This window comes from Mangrovimonas futianensis, assembly GCF_021245805.1.
Taxonomy (GTDB): Bacteria; Bacteroidota; Bacteroidia; order Flavobacteriales; family Flavobacteriaceae; genus Mangrovimonas; species Mangrovimonas futianensis.
Window position 1 is genome coordinate 116,201 of sequence record NZ_JAJJNF010000006.1, and the last position, 17,196, is coordinate 133,396.

Here is a 17,196-nt window from a genome sequence, read left to right on the forward strand (position 1 = left end):
GTACCCTTAATTAAGCATGAAACAAACATGGGGTTGATAAAAAAGAATCCTTTCGGACATATCCTTTTTTTGAAAAAGTGGCTCATTAGAAGCATGGGAGCAATAACCCACAGGAGGTTTAGAGGGTTCAATGAATTACAGATTGAAGGATCGGAAATTATCAGAAACCTCCCTGAAACCAATGTGCTATTTATTTCAAACCATCAAACATACTTTGCCGATGTGGTGGCTATGTTTCATGTATTTAATGCGAGCTTGAGTAATAGGGATGATTCTATCAAGAATATAGGATATCTATGGAACCCAAAGTTGAATATCTATTATGTGGCGGCTAAGGAAACCATGAGATCTGGATTTTTGCCTAAGGTTTTGTCTTATGCAGGAGCTATTCCTATTGAAAGAACCTGGAGGGCAGATGGTAAAGAGGTTAACAGGCAGGTGAAAATGAGCGATATTACCAATATCAAAAAAGCACTTCAAGATGGTTGGGTCATTACATTTCCGCAGGGAACTACCACGCCGTTTAAACCCATTAGAAAGGGAACAGCCCATATTATCAAACATTATGAACCCATTGTGGTGCCTATTGTTATTGATGGTTTTAGACGTTCTTTTGATAAAAAGGGCATACGTGTGAAAAAGAAGAATATCCTGCAGTCTATGGAAATAAAGGAGCCTTTGGATATCGATTATAAGAATGAAACCATCGAACAGATTGTTGAAAAGATTGAATATGCCATTGAGCAACATCCATCCTTTCTAAAGGTGATACCAAAAGATGAGGTTGAGGCACATATGGCGCTTAACAACAAGCGTAGGTGGCACCCAACTGAATATTAGATTTCCAGTTTTTTTAATTCTTTATAATTTCTATTAAGGCCTTTTAGTAGAATTCCATACACCAGCCAATAGAATAATAGGAATACGCCAATAAGTAGTACTAAAGCTATGAAAACCGTAGCAAAGAAAATGGCGTAAAACTTAAATATCTCACCATTTGCAGAGGCCTGACTTAGATGGTCGTTTAATTCTTGGTTCTTGTCAAATTCAATAAAAAGAGCCGCAATGAAGCATACGATTAGGTAAATAATATTGAAAGCCACATATTGCTTGACGGTTCTTCTTGTTTTTAGGATATTTTCCATCAGTGCTTTAGCACTATCAGTTACAGAAATTCTTTTGTAATTTTTAAAGAACGCGATAAAAAAGTAAATCAAAATCCCAAAACCAATTATGGCTATAGGGACAAGGATGTTCTCTCCGTGAAGTTCTCTAAAATGCTTCATGCTTTCTGTATCCCTAAAGGCAACGCTTATAAAAGACCAAAAAACAAATTCAATGATGCTGATGATAAATATCCATTTCACAATGGAGGATGATTTCTTTAAAATCATCTTGTAAATATCGTCATAGGACAATTTAGGATAGCTTTTATCCTGTTTTTGCCAATCTTTTTTCAATAATTCTAACTCATCCATAGCACTACGGATTTAAAATGGTTTTTAGCTTGGTTTTAATTCGGTTCATCTTCACACGGGCATTAACCTCGCTTATACCAAGAGTCTCACTAATTTCTCTATAATCCTTGTCTTCTAAATACAAGAAAACTAAGGCTTTTTCAATGTCGTTCAATTGATGTACTGCTTGATACATCAATTTGAGTTGTTGTTCTTCGGTGTCATCATAAGGTTCTGATTTGATTTTAAACTGGACCATATCAAATTCCTGTGTGTTGACACGTCTTTTTGATTTGCGATAAAGAGTTATTGCTGTATTCAATCCTACTCGGTACATCCATGTACTGAATTTGGAGTCCCCTCTAAATTTAGGATAGGCTTTCCAAAGTTGAATGGTGATTTCTTGAAAGAGATCATTGTGTGCTTGTTGGTTATTGGTGTACAGTCTGCACACCTTATGCACAATATTTTGATTCTCCTCAAGTAGTTTTACAAAGCTATGTTCTAACTCTTTACTCAATCAAATGGTTGTTTAGTTTTCCTATAGGTATACGAAAACGTTATAATGTTACAAAACTTATAAAATCTTTATAAAAATAGGCTTTATAAGGGTTTTGCAATACATTTGTTATACAAATTTAGCACCATGAAAATACCTGAAACCAACCTCCCAAGGGTGGTTGTTGTTGGTGGCGGTTTCGCCGGAATCAACATTGTAAAGAAATTGGCTAACAAACCCGTTCAAGTCATTTTAATTGATAAACGTAATTACCATACTTTCCAACCTTTACTATATCAGGTTTCTTCCGCTGGATTAGAGGCCGATGCCATTGCATACCCTCTACGGAAATTTATTAAGCGCTATAAAAATAGTTTCTTCAGACTGACAGAGGTACATCGTGTGGTTTCAGAGGAGAATAGAATTGAAACATCTATAGGGGATATTACTTATGACTATTTGGTTCTGGCTTTAGGTACAAAAACCAATTATTTTGGAAATGAGACCATTCAAAAATTTGGAATGCCAATGAAAACGGTGCCTCAAGCTCTAAATATCAGGAGTTTGATTCTTCAAAATTTTGAAAAGGCTGCCATAGAGGATGATTTGGAAGAGGTTAAGGCTCTACTTAGCTTTGTTATCGTTGGTGGTGGGCCAACAGGCGTGGAGTTGGCTGGTGCTATAGCAGAGTTGAAAAATCAAATTCTCCCACGGGATTATAGGGATTTAAACTCAGACTTGATGGAGATTCATTTGCTGGAGGGTAGCGATCGTGTATTGCCGCCTATGAGTCAAAATGCATCCAAAAAGGCAGAGAAATTTTTAAAACGATTGGGAGTTCAAGTCCATTGTAACACATTTGTAAAAAATTATGATGGGGTAAAGGTAACCACCAATACTGACCTCAAACTGGAATCGGAAACCTTAATTTGGGCTGCTGGAGTTACATGCAGAACAGTTGAAGGATTACGTGACGAATGTTATACAGAACGTAACAACCGACTCAAGGTAAATGAGTATAACCAAGTGTTGGGATATGACAATATTTTTGCTCTTGGTGACATTGCCAACATGGAAAGTAAAGACTATCCAAAAGGGCATCCTCAGGTGGCTCAACCAGCTATTCAACAAGGGAGTTTGTTAGGTAAAAACTTACTTAAATTGATTGCAGGAAAATCGATGAAGAAATTTAAATATATCGATAAAGGTTCCATGGCCACCATAGGAAGAAATAAGGCTGTAGTTGATTTAAAGCCTTATAAATTTGGCGGATTTTTTGCTTGGTTTATTTGGATGTTTGTTCACTTAATGGCCTTGGTTGGATTTAGAAATAGAGTCATTACTTTCTTTAATTGGGTGTACAATTACATCAATTTTGATAAGGCATCACGCTTAATTATCAGACCATTTAAAAAGTTGAACTGATAATTTAAAATAAGTAAATTATATATCTGATTAGTAGATTGTTAATGTGTTGCTATAAATTTTATCTATCGTTGTTTTATAAGGCCTAAAACAATGAAAAGTTGTGCTGTTGCATACGTAAACATAATACTTAAATGTGACATTGCCAAAGGGGTGTAAAATTTATTTATTGCTAGAATGCTATCAGATATCAAAAAGAAAATAGCTCCTAAAAAAACGAGTAAAAAACTGGAGGCTGATACTTGTTTTATTCTTAAGAATGAGGTGACGGCCATGACTAAAATGACTCCCATATATATCGCTACAGGTACCATGAAATCTCCAAGATGATTTTTTAAGAGGAGAAAAATTAAAATAGCATAACTAGCTAAAAGAGCATAAAGTAAATAAGGTTTTTTATGCGGATTTCTTCGCTTTAGAAAAGTTGAAATATACAGTAGGTGGGCCAGTAAAAAGGCAATTAATCCGGCCAGAAAAAAGCTTGAGGTATGTTCTACAAATAGAAGTAAAATGTCACCTGTAAGAGAACAAATTAATGCTAAAAGTGTTAGTAATTTACTTATGCCATCTAGGTGTTTTGCCCGCAATAAAAAGAAGATGATGAGCGATAAAACAAGGAGAGGTTTGGTTATTATTCTATAAGGTTGGAGACTGGCAAAATGGGAGCATATAAGTTCAATGGCCAGTAGCAAGCAAAAAAAGGCGATAAATCCTTTATTTGATGTCATAGGTTTTTAGTTTGTGTGTGTTCCAAATATAAATATTATGTCAAAAATTTAAAAGGAGTTTTATGATGGTTACCAATCCAATTAATAGGATTAAGGAGAGTGAAATCTTTCTGAAACGGTCTTGTGGAATATAGTTAAGTATGAACTTTCCTATGTAGGTTCCAACGAACCCAATGACAAACAAAAAAGGAAGATATGTAAGTTCTTGTTTTTGAATATAGCCATTGTCATAATAAACAAAGGTCCTTGAGAAGTCTATCAATAAGTCAATAAAAGCTGAGGTGGCTATAAAGACATTTTTCTCAAGATTAAAGGCCGCCATGGTCAAACCTCTTATGGCTCCTCCCGTACCAAGCAAGCCAGCTGAAAACCCAGATAGGGTTCCTCCTGCAATGGCATTTCTATTCGTAGGTTTAAATGTGAGAGTGTTTTTTATAAGGAACAACAGGCTTAAAGCCACTAGAAAAACACCAAGGAATACCTCAAGCCAAAAACTATTGACCATTTTAGATAAATAACCTCCCAAAATAACAAAAGCCACAGAGGGAGCTCCTATGTAAAGCAGTAGTCTTTTATCCAATCCCTTTTTGAACAGGAAAACCTTACTTAAATTACTTGATAAGTGAAAAATAGCGGTCATCCCAAGAACCGAATAGAAGTCGAAGTAAAAATTACCTAAAGGAACAAAAAAGACAGAGGATCCAAAGCCGCCTATGGTACCAATTATTTCGGCTACTAAGGCCAACAATAGAAAAACAACCCGAATGTTCATATCTCAGGAAATAGTTCCATTAAGGTACAATTATTTAACCAGAAAAAACATGAATAATGTCAAGTTAAGACATAAGAATCCATAAGGGCTTATGGATTCAAGTTTAGAAGAGAAAGGTTTAATTATTCGGCTGTAACAGGGTCAATTATAGAATAAACTCTTTCTACAGAATTTGCAGGAAACCCACCTTGTTGGGCGTGTTCTCTAACCATTTCTTCATTAGGTGCATTATAAATGCAATAAATTTTATTGCCAGTTACATAACTGTGTACCCATTGAATTTGTGGTCCCATTTTTTCCAAAACACCACAGGATGTTTCAGAAATGGCCTTTAGCTCCGTAGGACTTGATTTACCGATATTCGGAATATCCCGCTCAATGACATATTTAGGCATGACAAAAAGGTGTTAAACCCTACTCGTATGGCTTTTCGGTTCCGCCCCGTTTGGTTTGGTCTCTGGACTCCAAGCTATTAATCAGTCCAAAAATTGGTTTAGTTGTTGGTTTGTTGAAAAAGCATTTAGTCTTCTAAAGGTACAAAAAGGAGTGATACATTTTAAATTTAAATGCGTTTTTATTTTTAAAATGTTAGGTAAAAATGAAGATACACCCAAATTAGAAAGTATTGCTATTAATCAGTATTTGGGTGTATCTGTAAAGACTTAATTGACGGGGGCAGGGGGAATGTAACTTGGTACTACATTCTCGATGGGTTTGATGGATTTTAAGTATTCAAAAATAGCCATCATATCTTCTTCCTTCATATCGACATAAGATTCCCATGGCATGGGAGGCATTAAAGGTCTGCCATTTTCCATTCCTTTATATTTTCCTTTGGTCATAGCTATTTTAAATTGATCGTATGACCAACTTCCTATTCCTGTATCATCTGGGGTAATATTGGCACTAAATGAAACTCCCCAGGGGCCAACAGCAGCTGTTAAACTATTGTTGAACAATAACCATTTATCAGGTCCTAAAGCTTCTGTAACAATCGCTGGGAGGGTATCATTGGCAGGATGCCCCATTAGCCAACGATCTGTATCAGGTACGGGTCCATTGGGTGTCATTTTTTTTGGTGTATGGCAATGATCACAACCTATGGTTTTGGTGAGGTATTCGCCTCTAGTAATTAGTTCTTCTGTTGTGGGTTCATTGGTAACGGTAGTCTCAATAGGTTCCGATTTTTTATCAACGCAGTTAAAAAATAAAATGACAATAAAAATTGGAGCCACACTGAACAGGTTTTTTCGAGTCATGTGGAAAAGGTTTTGGTTGGTTTGTAAAGTTTTGATTTAAGTTAGCATTCTGACATAAATATAATCATTTTTTAATATTAAATTAACTAAAGGTCTAAAATTCAATTATTTATTTATTGACAAGTGAAGATATACGAATATACGATAGAAAGCCACTTAGAGAATTTATGGGCTTAAAAGCTGAACTATTGCCTTATTTTTGAAAAGCAAATGGTATCACAAATAGGCTTATTTGTCATGAAATCCTTTTCCATTTAGGATATGGGAGGTATATTTTTCTATTCTCGAGGCTTTTGTTTTAGATTGTTTAGGAGCTGAGAAATAAATGAGATAGCCTCTTTGTCTGCCCGGTGTTAGTTTGTAAAAAGCCGCTTTGAATGCAGGGTCTTTTTTAAAGACCGTATACAATTCTTCTGGAATAGCTTGCTCTGGAGCTTTGTCTAATTCTACTTTTAACCCCTTTTCTTCCACTTCCATAGCTTCAAAGATGTATTCTTTTATTTTGGAGCGTAATGCTTGAAAGTTTGTTTGTTTATCCAATCGAATCAACCTAACTATTCTGGAATTTTCTCCAGGCTTGTCAAGTATTTGGTATGGGTCTTTTAAAAGTATTCCCTTAAAAAAACTAAGGGTACAATTGTCCTTAAAGGCATTAATTAATAAGATATTGTTTCCTTTGTATGTGTAACAAGGGACGCTCCATTTTAGCTCCTCGGTCAAACCGCATTCCAAAGCTAGAGTTCTTAAATGACGTAATTCATTTTGCCAAAGATGCACCTTGCAGTCTGAAGTTTTGTATAAACTACATCGTCCGCATCCATCTTTTAGATAGAGATCTACGGCCTTATGATTGGAATGAGGTTGCAAAATAAAAATGCATGAGATTAAAAAATAACCTGCTTAATTTTTTAAAAGAATACACCTTTTACATTTTCGAATGATGACTACTTCAAGTTTTCAATAACTTGTTTCATCTTTTTCTGAACTTCTCCAGCTATAGGCCCCAAAGATTCATTTTTTACAGAACTCATGGAGGCAATAGGATCTACGGCAGATACTTCAATATCTCCATTGTCGTGTTCCTCAACAATGACATTACAGGGAAGAAAGACACCAATTTTGTCTTCACTTACTAATGCCTGATGGGCAAAATGCGGGTTACATGCTCCCAAGATGCGGTACTTTTTAAAATCAACATCTATTTTCTTTTTTAAAGTGGCTTGCACATCAATTTCTGTAAGAACCCCAAAGCCTTCTTTTTTTAGTTCGGAAGTAACAAGATCTAGTGCTTCTTCAAAAGAAATTCCATTTAGGGTGGTATTAAAATAGTAACTCATGGTTGTTGAATTTATAATACTTAAAGTTACTAAATTTTATTTCCAAAGTTGCTTTAAGCTACAGTAAATTTATGAGGTTTTAAACGCAAATAAAATGGTGTTAGGTAAATTAAAATCCTGTTTTCTATATGGTAAATTGAGACCATGTATCAACACCATTCTTCAGCTATTTCTTAGGTTTAGAGGAACTAATGTATTTTTATTGAAATCAGATTAAGGTAATAGAAGGATATTTTGCTTTGATAAACATATAAATACCGTAACCTATTAAACCAACAGAAATAACCCCTAATACTAAAGCGCCAAATTGACTTTCAATAAAGCTGAATGCATCTGTTTGGGTACTTACCGAACTGCTAGAATTTAAGCCAGATTTGATTGTTAAAAAAGCCATCAACCCAAACACAAGGCCCCTAGCTGCATGACCAAATCGTCCTGCATTTATCAATATTTTTTGCTGGTTATTACTTAAATCACTTTCTCTAATCTCGTTTCTATATTTTCCAGAATAGGCTCTATACAAATCATAGATGGCTTTTATGGCAAATCCTATTCCAACCATCAAGGCAATAAGGTTGCCATAAGATCCGGAAAAAAGATTTTGGGTTAAAGACGAATTGCTAGAACCAATAAATCCATAGATGGCAAGTTTAAAAGCGTAGAAGGCTAAACCGCCATAGGCCAAACCACTTATAAAGTAAGCAATGCGTGTCGCATAGCCCTTAAAATCGCTTGTTATATTACTGGGATTTTTAAAAACTTGGTAGAACCTCCAAAACAAATATCCAAGCAAACCTAAGCCCATTAGAATGAGTAATACTTGTCCAAAAGGTTGTTTTGCTAAAAATTGTAATGCTCCGGTACTTCCAGCCTTCTCGCCACCATTGCTAAAAGCCGCTAAACCCGTAAGTATACCTATAATACAATATACTGTGCCTTTGGCGGCCATTCCGAATCTGGCAAAGTTTTTTTTATGTGAGCTCATACTATTAAATCTAATTTATATGTATTTGGTGACAATTTATTATCGTCTTTTTTATGATGTTGTTTAGTCGTTCGTTTTTATTTGCAGTATTTCAATCAATTCAACTTCATACATTAGGGTAGAATCAGGATGTGGATAGATATGTGCCCCAGTTCGTTTACTTAATGCTGGTGGTACAATTAGTTTTTTTATTTCTCCTTTTTTCATTCCAACTAATCCCTCGTCAACACCGGCAATAGCTTGACTACCGCCAACCAAAACTTTCACGGGGATTGGTAATGTTCTAGAATCAAATAGCATAGAGTCGTTCATATAGGACATTGTTTCATGAATTAATACTTCCTGTCCCGCTTTCACTGGTACTCCCTTTCCTTCTTGTATAATTTTGTATTTGAGTCCCGTTGAAGTTTTTTTAAATCCAATGTTTTTATCTTTTTTGTTTGAACTACAGCCAACCATGAAAGTGCTTGCTATTAGTAAAATCCAAAAAAAGAAGATAACATTGATGTATTTTTTCATGAATAAGAGTTTTTTGGTTGGGTTTGTGTGTGGATTAGTTCTAGGATTTTATTAATGAGAAACAAGATAACAAAAGTACGGCAACTTTTTGTCCAGATATTTATGCTAGCTTCAAACCGCACATAAGATTCAGGAACTCGAAATCACTGTTAAATTTCTATTTTATCTTTGCTAGTTCTATTAACCTTTCTGAAATAGATAGATTTCATCAATCTTTGCATTTCCCTATTTGAGCTATCAACCAAAGGGCGAAAAAGTAATGGCGCCAAATTCCCAATTGGTTGCAAAACCAATAAAAGCAAGAAGCAAGATGCAGGCTTGGAGAATCATTAGAATAAAGAACAAAAGAATTCTGAGGATTATTCCCCATCGGGAATAATCTGAAGCAAAGGCATTGTAATACCCATAGGCAATGTAACCTAATACCAATACTGGAGTGCCATAGTTGATGCTGGTTGCAATCACTTGACTTTTAGTAAATAGATACAAAAAGAATAGCAAATTGCCCATGGTAGATATGAGTAACATCCCTAGTAATATCATACCGGCAATAATAAAGTGCTCACTTAAGTTCAAGGATTTTCTTTTGAATAACAGTAAACTGTTGATGGCGGCAAATGGAACGAACAGAAATACAATCAATTTTCTTTTTTCTGAAATCATGCGATCCAATCTCTTACTGGCCTCGTCTTGTAATGCAGTGTCATTTATAACATCACCTTGAGCCATGGCCAATTGCTCATAAAAATGACGCAGGAACAAAATCAAACCAAATAAAAACAAGCCAAAAAGGAACAGATTGTAATACCGCCTGCGTTTCCCGTAAATATATTCTAAAGCAGCTTTTCCAGGGCGAAGTAGGGCCTGTTTAGCTGTAAAGACCATGCCTTTTTCTATGCTAAAAGTGCCATGGAGGATATCATTAAATACAAAGTTCTTAAAGGAAATGCGACGTGTATCTGCTTTTTGTCCGCAACCAGTACAAAATTTACCTACTAATTCTTTATTGCAATTAAGGCAGTGGCTGGTGGTCATGTATGAAAGTTTGGGTTAAGTGGTTTTGAACCAAGTTTGTGCTTTAAATATACTGTTTAAATTGAAAAAATGTGCTCATAGCATTCAAGAGGTTTCAAGTTTACCCTGGATAACATCATTTCTTGTTTGTTTGATTTCTATTCAACCATTTTATAACTGTACTATAATTAGTTAAAAGAAGGTAACCAATAATTAAATTTATTCCAGAAAAAATCCAATTAAAATTATCTTGAGAGGTACCAAATCTTTCATTAAAAACCTCATTGAAAGCACCACCTTTTTGAATGGATCCTTTAAATGCTAGAAATGCGTATTGTAGAAAATCGGATAGATTTGAAATTACAAAAAGGCCACCGACTAAAATGATGCCAAGCTTTAAAATATGATCTGGTTTTAAATTTCCAAGTTCCATGGTTTGGTCGTCAAACCCTTTATCTAGTTTAATGAAATCAATAATGAAATCTGTTTTTTTTATTAGTAAATAATAGATTAATAAAGCCAGAAGAGTAAATCCTAACAATCCCAAAATAGGAAGTGCCTCAAAGTCAAAAACCGTATAAATAATGTTTGAGGGAATCCAATTGAATATCGTTAATATTAAGGAATAAAGAGCAAAAATTTTAATTATAATTCTGAAAAAGTCACGTTTGGTCATAAATGATGATTAAAGATTTGGGAACATTAAATGTTGTTACCATTATAAGTTTAAAGATAACTAAAGAGCATAAACTTTGATTTCATCTTCTTACTTTCTTTTCTGCCTATTTGTCTTAAGGAACAGCCTCCAAATCATTCTAATTTTAAGGTTCCTTTTTCACAAAATACTTTATGTAGATAATTATCAAGATTGGAACAAGAACCAGGCCACTAACAAAATTCAATAAGGATGCCCAATCGGTCAATTCATTTCCGCCTTTAGAAACCAAGATCAGTTCGCCCAAAGGCCCTTTTGAAAATAGGGTGTTGTAAATGACATTCCATCCTAAGTGAAGGCCAAAAGGTAGCATCATGGATTTAGTTTTAGAAAAAGCCCATGCCCAAGCGTATCCCATTATTCCGGTTCCAATAAAAACTAAAATCATAGCCATGACATTCCCCAAAACACCGTATGAGAACCAATGATAAACCCCAAAAGCAATAGCAGAAATAAGAATGCCTTTTGATGGACCAATTTTTTGGATGAGTATATATAACAAAGCTCCCCTAAAAATAAGTTCTTCGGTAAAGACAGATTTAAAATCCCACCAAAGGGACTTTAATATTATGGCACTTGTAATATTATCATTTAGGATCCAGGTGGATGATTTTAGATGAGCCTCTAAATACTGAACTACAACACAAAGGATTCCAGTAATTAAAAATCCTAAAAAGAATTGTTTCAATCTTTTGGGTGTAGGGCGGATTCCTAAAACTGAAAGAGTCTTGTTTTCAATAAAGTATAATAGCAACCACGAAATAGCAATTGCAACTAAAATTCCTATCATTTCTTAGTTGGTTTTAAATTAGGTCCATGGACCTTATTATTGATTTGATTGCTAAGTTAAGGAATAACAAGTTGTTTTTGAGGTTGTTGTGATGTTGTTTGTTTAAGAAGTGAATTAAAAATAACGAATTGTGACGCAAGAATTCACTTAATAATCACCCATTAAATCATCATATTTAAATTCATAATTCAACAAGCGCCTCAGTTTCGTGCTATCAATTATTTTGTATTCATTTTTCGAATTTTCATTAAAGGAGATGTAGGAACGTCCTACTTTCTTTGATTCTTTAAGGTAAAACTCACGTCTTTTGGGGTGATTGGCGGAACAGGCATTCAGGGTTTCATTCCAAAGGTCTTTTAAAATGATTTGCTTGATGATTTCGATGCAATCGTCTCTATGAATAAAATTAATATACCCTTCTGGATTGTCAACCGCTTTGTTTGGTTTAATGAAATTTCCTGGTTTCCTGTTATAACCAAACAGTCCGCCAAATCTTAAAATGGTTGTTTTGAATGAGGTGTTGGTAATGAATAATTTTTCAATTTCAACAAGATTACTCTCAATGGTGGGTGTTTCTTCAGTGACAATACCGTTAGTAAATGGATATACAGAAGTGGAACTGATAAATAGGACTTTTTGAACCTTGTGGTGTTGTATTTTATCAATAAGCTTCTTAATATCCTGAATGTTCTTAGAGGTCATAGAAATGATTAAGACATCAGTATTTAAAAAGTCCTGAATGTCCAGATTGGCTGAGCCTATGTCTATAAGAAATGGTTTAACGCCATTTTCAGAAAGTGTTCTGATTTTATCTTTTGAGGTCGTGGAGCCATACACCTCATGTCCTTTTTCAATGAGATCAATAGCTAAGGCAAACCCTAGCCAACCAGATCCTAATATGCTGATTTTTTGGTTCAATTTTTTTGGTTTGTGGGGTGATAGCAAAGTTATCAAATAAAAATAGGTCTTAGATTGGTAGAATGATTTTCCGAATGAAAATCTAGAAGTAATGAATCACATATATTTTATCTGAAAGCTTTAATATTAGTTGTTTTTATAATTTCAAAAGTGTTCAAGTCGTAATCTGTGTTCTCATATTTTTTATAAAAAAAATGAGCATTTCTTCTTTTTATTTTAATGTAATTGAAGGTTTTAAAATTTTCTGAAAAGATGAAATGCTCATTGTACCACGAAATAGGTTCACTTATTATGATATTATCTTTAAGAAAATAGACAAGATATGTTCCCTCAAGATACTGAAATGGGTCATAGGATGGAACCAATACGCCATTTGTTAAATACCCAAGTACTCTGTGGTAGTAATGAGCATCTGTTACAAGAATTTCATCCCATTTTTCACAATAGAATATCTTATCGAAATTATAACTTGAATTAATCTTTAAATTAGAGAGATCAGAGAAATGTGTATTAAAGGACTCTGTAATACAATTACTTGAGAGTGTGTAATTGTTATATGATTTATAAATAGTGCCTAAGCCGAAATAGAGCATTGCCCCTAAAATTATTTTAAATATTATTCTTTTCATCTTTATCCTTGATGGCCCATTTTTTAATCAGTTCGTTTAATGCACCAAAGCCCAATATGGAAAGTAGCATTCCAATGGGCATTCCTATTAAAGTTCGCCAAAATTCTTTCGGATCTCTGCGATAATCAGGAAGGTAAGCCCAATATAAAAACCCTCCAAAAAGGATGATAAAAACAGAAATAATTAGGAATGCAGTCATATGTTAAGTTGTTACTTCTATTTGATATTCAATTGATTTTTTACTTTTGGATGATTCATTATCATCTTTTTAAATACCTCAAATTTTTCGTAGTTATTGGGCGAATCATTGATTTGTTCATAAAAGAAGGATTTGTCCTTTTGAGGATAAATGATGATGGTTTCTCCAAATCGTAAATCAAAAAGTTTCATGTTCAAAATTAAAGTTGAATATCCATCTGGACTTGCCGAAAATACCCAATCAAATTCGTTGTTTTGCGCTTCAAAGGTTCCTTCAGCAGTTAAGTAAGGATAATTTCGAGATTCGACCAAGGTGTTTTCTTTAGAGTTTTTGTCATTTGTTAAAACAAGCAATGTTAATTTATCAATTACGGTGACACTTTCAGGATTTTCATAGGCTCCAATTCGAATGCCTTTAAAAATAAGGTCTCCGCTTTCAATTATAAATGGAACACTAGAGACGGCATAATCATATACAGCCACAGGGAAAGGTGATTTGTTTAAAGGATAATCTTTAAATATTTCAGAATATTGGTCATAGGTTTCAATATCTTGTGCAAATAGTTTTAAATCCCATTTCATACTGTCAAGATGTTGACGGGATTTAATACTTAATTTTTCAATGTCCCATTCTTTTACTTCTGGACTATCTAAAACAGCATTCGTTTTTTCTTTCTCCTGACAAGATGAAAAAGCAAATCCAAAAGCAAGCACTGTCAGTATTTTGGTTATTTTCATAAGGCTATACAATGGTTATTTTCTTATTCGAGTTCTATAAAGCTATTTGAAATTTCTCTATCTAGTCCAATATCGAAGTTTTCATTTTTTATTTCTATGATGCGAAAAAACTCGCGGTTGAATATGGTAAAATAATCTTCAGCAGAATATTCTTCAAAGGCAGGAATAAAAAATCCCATTGTTTTACGCTCTCTTTCATTGTATGACATGAGGTATTCCATCTTTGATTTGGCTTCAGAGATTATGTTTATTTGAACCGATGGCTCTGGCATTCCTGTTACGGCATAAACCTTTTTGGCATTTTCCCAGCCATCTCCTTGGAACCCCCAACTTTTCATACGTTTAGAGTGACGGTTCATTATGGTTGTTTCCATATGGTCGGTATAGACACTTTGGTAGATGTATTGTGGGTGGATGCGGTGAGTCTTGGCAAGATCTAAAATAGTTTGACTTACAACGACGTGTCCTGGGTGCCCATAACCGCCAATCTCGTTATCTAAGGTGAAAATCACTGAGGGGTTAAAGGAATTGACACTTTGTATTATTTTTTCTGCCAACAATTCTACATTAAAAGTTTTGTGGAACTGGTTTTTTGGTATGGCATTGTAAGTTACATTGGCCGTGTCTATTCTGAATTTCTCGTTCCTGAAATCAAAAAAAGTAACTTTATCCAACAGCTTTTGGCAAGCCTGCTGATGGGCACTATCTCGCTCAGGATTTATGGGTGTTGACAAAACCTGGATTTCCCATCCTTTCTTATTTAAAAGCGATATAGTTCCTGACATGGCACACATATCGTCATCGTGTGCTATAATAATCATGGCTCTTTTATCGGCTAGTTGTTCTAGAATGGTATCATTTGGATAGGTCTCAATTGGAGCATAGATAGTAACGTCTTCTCTGTTACAACCCGATAATACAATTGCCAGTACTGCAGTAACCATTATAATGGTAATTTGCCTATTATGTTTCATATTTTGAATATTTGCCAACGGTCTTTTCTATGAACAGCTGAGGTTTTTATGTCCTAATTTTTGGGTTTAGCACCTAGCTTTGTATTTTGTTTATACTTTCATTTTATCACCATAGCTTCTTTAACTTAATCACCTTGATTACAGCAGTTTTTATTTTACTAGTAACGCTTTTATTTCTTTTGCTAGTTTATCAACGTTACCTTCTGAATTTCCAATGGAAATATATCTGATAATTCCCTTTTGGTCAATTAGGAAGCTTTTGGGAATGCCTCCGGTGGCATATTGGTCCCAAATTTCTTTTTTCGGGTCAAAACCCACATTAAAGTTAACGCCGTATTTTTTCATTTTGTCCATTTTTGCTGCAACTTTCTCTTTGCTTTCACCAATAGAGATGGCTATTAAGATAAAATCATCCTCTTTAAATGGTTCAAGTATTTTTTCAGGGAATTCTGCAAATTCCATGAGGCAAGGTGCGCACCACGTAGCCCAATAGTTTAAAAGCACTACTTTCCCTTTTAAATCTGAAAGGGATTTTTTCTGTCCATCAATCATTTCAACAGTAAAGCCAATGGCGGGGTCGTTAATATTTAGCCTTAATTCGTTGTCTGTATTTTTTTCTTCGGGAGCAACTTTAATGGCAGTCGTGTTTTTATTTTCGCGTTCTAATTTTTCTTTTTCTGTTAGCACTTCTACTTTGATGATAAATTCTCTATCGCCAATTTTATCTCCAAATTTTTGGGCGAGTTTGTTTCGTTCTTCCTCCGTAACTCCTTTATTCATCCCTTTAACCCATCCTTGTTGGTCTAATTCATTGAGTTTTTCTTTAGTGATAATCTCATTATTGGCAATGATGACATATTCTGGCTTCTTGATATCTTTTTCTTGAGCAAAGAGTGTAAATCCAAAAAGTATGAAGATGAGTGCAACAATTTTTTTCATGGTCGTTTTAAGGTATTTAGTTTGTTGTTTGATCTTTTTGGTAATTGTTTTTGTGATACCGCCGTTTCGGCTTAGTAAGAATTAAAGATAGTCAAAGAAAGCTGACATTATAAGTTTGCGAGGATTTTCCGAGTAGGCAAGAACCAAGCAATTATTTTTACACGGTGTTAGCTACTGTACTTTTTTAAATAATATTCGCATACTTCATAAGTTTCCTCAAAAGCAGAAAAATTAAGATATAAATTCCATTTCTTATTGTACTCTTGATAAGAGCCATGTAAAATCAAGTCTCTATCATCTTTAAATCTTCCTTTTAAAAAATCCAAACGCGTATCCAAATCAATTAGTACATTTTCTCTATCTATCCCAAATTCGCTTCGATATTCTTTTAATGTTTTATCCTTTCCGAGCATTAAAGATAGTCTTGTTTCATCAATAGTTATGTCTTTTTTCCAAGTAACGTCTCTTAATAATCTATTTAGTGACATGTATTTATCTTCCGAGAAATTTTCTCCTAGTTCGTGAGGTATTGAAAGAAAATTAGCTAATTGTCTCACCATTCCTTCAATGGTTGTCATTAGGATTAAATTGCATCCTCTAAATAGCTTTTTGTCATAACATTTAATAGCTTCATTAATGCTATCAGCGAATGAAAGATAAAATTCCTGATGTTTGAGGTTTGGAATAATTTTAGTTTTGATTTTTTCTAATAAATCAGGTAAATGTTTTCCTAAATCGTCTAAATCCAATTCCCCTTTAGATATTTGAATTGCTTGTAATACAGTTACCCTTCTTGACCATAGAATTTCTGTTCTAATCGCAATATGAAAAGAATTCGATAACATGAATGTAAGGTCTGGTTCGAAAGGTCTGTTCAGACTAATATTGAATGATTTTTCCTTTTCGCTTTTTAAGTTATCACAATAAATCTTGATTTTGTCTTCATCTAATTCCTCCATTAGTTGTTTTACGTATCTAGATAAGTTTTCAATACATTTTTCAGTTTTGAGTTCCTGACGTTTTGTAAGTTTATCCAGACCAGGCGTAATTGCAAATTCCTTCATCTGCATCATGCAACGATCTATTGTTCTTTTAATTCCATTTTCGCGTTCCAGGTAGTCATTTTGAATATCTGTTGGATTTTCAAAATCAAAAATTTGAGTTTTTAATTTGTCAATTATTTCTCCAATTGTAAGTGAATGCGATATCATTTGAGGTATTGTAGCTAACAAGTGAACAAACACACTAGTGTGTTTATCTTATCTTATATACACACCTTAAAAATACATAAAATTCTTAC

At 34.1% G+C, this 17,196-nt stretch carries 22 protein-coding genes; 2 read left to right on the forward strand and 20 right to left on the reverse strand.

The annotated features are described in order from the left end of the window. Nucleotides 1–27 precede the first annotated feature (27 nt). Nucleotides 28–840, forward strand: coding sequence for a lysophospholipid acyltransferase family protein (locus tag LOK78_RS11385; RefSeq protein ID WP_053971710.1), 813 nt, complete (start codon nt 28–30; stop codon nt 838–840). Here LOK78_RS11385 and LOK78_RS11390 read toward each other — a convergent pair. Continuing rightward, nucleotides 837–1,478 carry a DUF8845 family protein gene (locus LOK78_RS11390; protein ID WP_232394916.1) on the reverse strand — a complete coding sequence of 214 codons (642 nt, stop codon included), beginning with the start codon at nt 1,476–1,478 and terminating at the stop codon, nt 837–839. The genes LOK78_RS11385 and LOK78_RS11390 overlap by 4 nt on opposite strands. Before the next feature lie 4 nt (nt 1,479–1,482). Then, complete coding sequence (locus LOK78_RS11395; protein ID WP_053971712.1) at nt 1,483–1,977, reverse strand: RNA polymerase sigma factor; 495 nt, start codon at nt 1,975–1,977, stop codon at nt 1,483–1,485. 126 nt (nt 1,978–2,103) lie between these two features. On the opposite strand from LOK78_RS11395, the gene LOK78_RS11400 reads away from it, so the two are divergent. Next, a complete protein-coding gene (locus tag LOK78_RS11400; RefSeq protein ID WP_232634982.1) occupies nt 2,104–3,381 on the forward strand; it encodes an NAD(P)/FAD-dependent oxidoreductase in 1,278 nt (425 codons plus the stop codon). Between the two features lie 65 nt (nt 3,382–3,446). On the opposite strand, the gene LOK78_RS11405 is transcribed toward LOK78_RS11400, so the two are convergent. From LOK78_RS11405 to LOK78_RS11490, 18 genes are all read right to left on the reverse strand, one after another. After that, nucleotides 3,447–4,109: a lysoplasmalogenase gene (locus tag LOK78_RS11405; protein ID WP_232394914.1), complete on the reverse strand. Its 663-nt coding sequence runs from the start codon at nt 4,107–4,109 to the stop codon at nt 3,447–3,449. A gap of 40 nt (nt 4,110–4,149) precedes the next feature. Further along, nucleotides 4,150–4,881, reverse strand: a complete 732-nt coding sequence (locus tag LOK78_RS11410) for a sulfite exporter TauE/SafE family protein (protein WP_232634983.1) — start codon at nt 4,879–4,881, stop codon at nt 4,150–4,152. 122 nt (nt 4,882–5,003) lie between these two features. Continuing rightward, the gene (locus LOK78_RS11415) at nt 5,004–5,276 is read right to left on the reverse strand and encodes a DUF4242 domain-containing protein (protein ID WP_053971716.1); all 273 of its coding nucleotides are present in this window, start codon (nt 5,274–5,276) and stop codon (nt 5,004–5,006) included. A 267-nt stretch (nt 5,277–5,543) separates the two neighbouring features. After that, complete coding sequence (locus tag LOK78_RS11420) at nt 5,544–6,140, reverse strand: diheme cytochrome c-553 (RefSeq protein WP_232634984.1); 597 nt, start codon at nt 6,138–6,140, stop codon at nt 5,544–5,546. Nucleotides 6,141–6,368: 228 nt separating this feature from the next. Beyond that, entirely contained in the window at nt 6,369–7,007 is a 639-nt protein-coding gene (locus LOK78_RS11425; RefSeq protein ID WP_232634985.1) for a YdeI/OmpD-associated family protein, read from the reverse strand. A gap of 77 nt (nt 7,008–7,084) precedes the next feature. Next, nucleotides 7,085–7,477 (reverse strand): DUF302 domain-containing protein, encoded by a 393-nt coding sequence (locus tag LOK78_RS11430; protein WP_053971720.1) that lies wholly within the window; start codon nt 7,475–7,477, stop codon nt 7,085–7,087. Between the two features lie 208 nt (nt 7,478–7,685). Continuing rightward, the gene (locus tag LOK78_RS11435) at nt 7,686–8,462 is read right to left on the reverse strand and encodes a DUF1206 domain-containing protein (RefSeq protein WP_232634986.1); all 777 of its coding nucleotides are present in this window, start codon (nt 8,460–8,462) and stop codon (nt 7,686–7,688) included. Between the two features lie 63 nt (nt 8,463–8,525). Next, the gene (locus LOK78_RS11440) at nt 8,526–8,981 is read right to left on the reverse strand and encodes an FKBP-type peptidyl-prolyl cis-trans isomerase (protein ID WP_232634987.1); all 456 of its coding nucleotides are present in this window, start codon (nt 8,979–8,981) and stop codon (nt 8,526–8,528) included. Nucleotides 8,982–9,218: 237 nt separating this feature from the next. Then, a complete protein-coding gene (locus LOK78_RS11445; RefSeq protein WP_232634988.1) occupies nt 9,219–10,016 on the reverse strand; it encodes a DUF3667 domain-containing protein in 798 nt (265 codons plus the stop codon). A gap of 115 nt (nt 10,017–10,131) precedes the next feature. After that, nucleotides 10,132–10,671, reverse strand: coding sequence for a hypothetical protein (locus tag LOK78_RS11450; protein WP_232634989.1), 540 nt, complete (start codon nt 10,669–10,671; stop codon nt 10,132–10,134). Nucleotides 10,672–10,816: 145 nt separating this feature from the next. Next, a complete protein-coding gene (locus LOK78_RS11455) occupies nt 10,817–11,500 on the reverse strand; it encodes a CPBP family intramembrane glutamic endopeptidase (protein WP_232634990.1) in 684 nt (227 codons plus the stop codon). Nucleotides 11,501–11,647: 147 nt separating this feature from the next. After that, nucleotides 11,648–12,418: an NAD(P)-binding domain-containing protein gene (locus tag LOK78_RS11460; protein ID WP_232634991.1), complete on the reverse strand. Its 771-nt coding sequence runs from the start codon at nt 12,416–12,418 to the stop codon at nt 11,648–11,650. 107 nt (nt 12,419–12,525) lie between these two features. After that, entirely contained in the window at nt 12,526–13,047 is a 522-nt protein-coding gene (locus tag LOK78_RS11465) for a hypothetical protein (protein WP_232634992.1), read from the reverse strand. Further along, nucleotides 13,028–13,246, reverse strand: a complete 219-nt coding sequence (locus LOK78_RS11470; protein WP_232634993.1) for a hypothetical protein — start codon at nt 13,244–13,246, stop codon at nt 13,028–13,030. The genes LOK78_RS11465 and LOK78_RS11470 overlap by 20 nt, the downstream gene beginning before the upstream one ends. Before the next feature lie 17 nt (nt 13,247–13,263). Beyond that, nucleotides 13,264–13,983 carry a hypothetical protein gene (locus tag LOK78_RS11475; RefSeq protein ID WP_232634994.1) on the reverse strand — a complete coding sequence of 240 codons (720 nt, stop codon included), beginning with the start codon at nt 13,981–13,983 and terminating at the stop codon, nt 13,264–13,266. A gap of 23 nt (nt 13,984–14,006) precedes the next feature. Continuing rightward, the gene (locus LOK78_RS11480) at nt 14,007–14,957 is read right to left on the reverse strand and encodes a PIG-L family deacetylase (protein ID WP_232634995.1); all 951 of its coding nucleotides are present in this window, start codon (nt 14,955–14,957) and stop codon (nt 14,007–14,009) included. A gap of 150 nt (nt 14,958–15,107) precedes the next feature. Next, on the reverse strand, nt 15,108–15,896 hold the full coding sequence (locus LOK78_RS11485; RefSeq protein WP_232634996.1) for a TlpA disulfide reductase family protein: 789 nt from the start codon (nt 15,894–15,896) through the stop codon (nt 15,108–15,110). A gap of 167 nt (nt 15,897–16,063) precedes the next feature. Next, nucleotides 16,064–17,107 carry a hypothetical protein gene (locus tag LOK78_RS11490; protein WP_232634997.1) on the reverse strand — a complete coding sequence of 348 codons (1,044 nt, stop codon included), beginning with the start codon at nt 17,105–17,107 and terminating at the stop codon, nt 16,064–16,066. Nucleotides 17,108–17,196 lie beyond the last annotated feature (89 nt).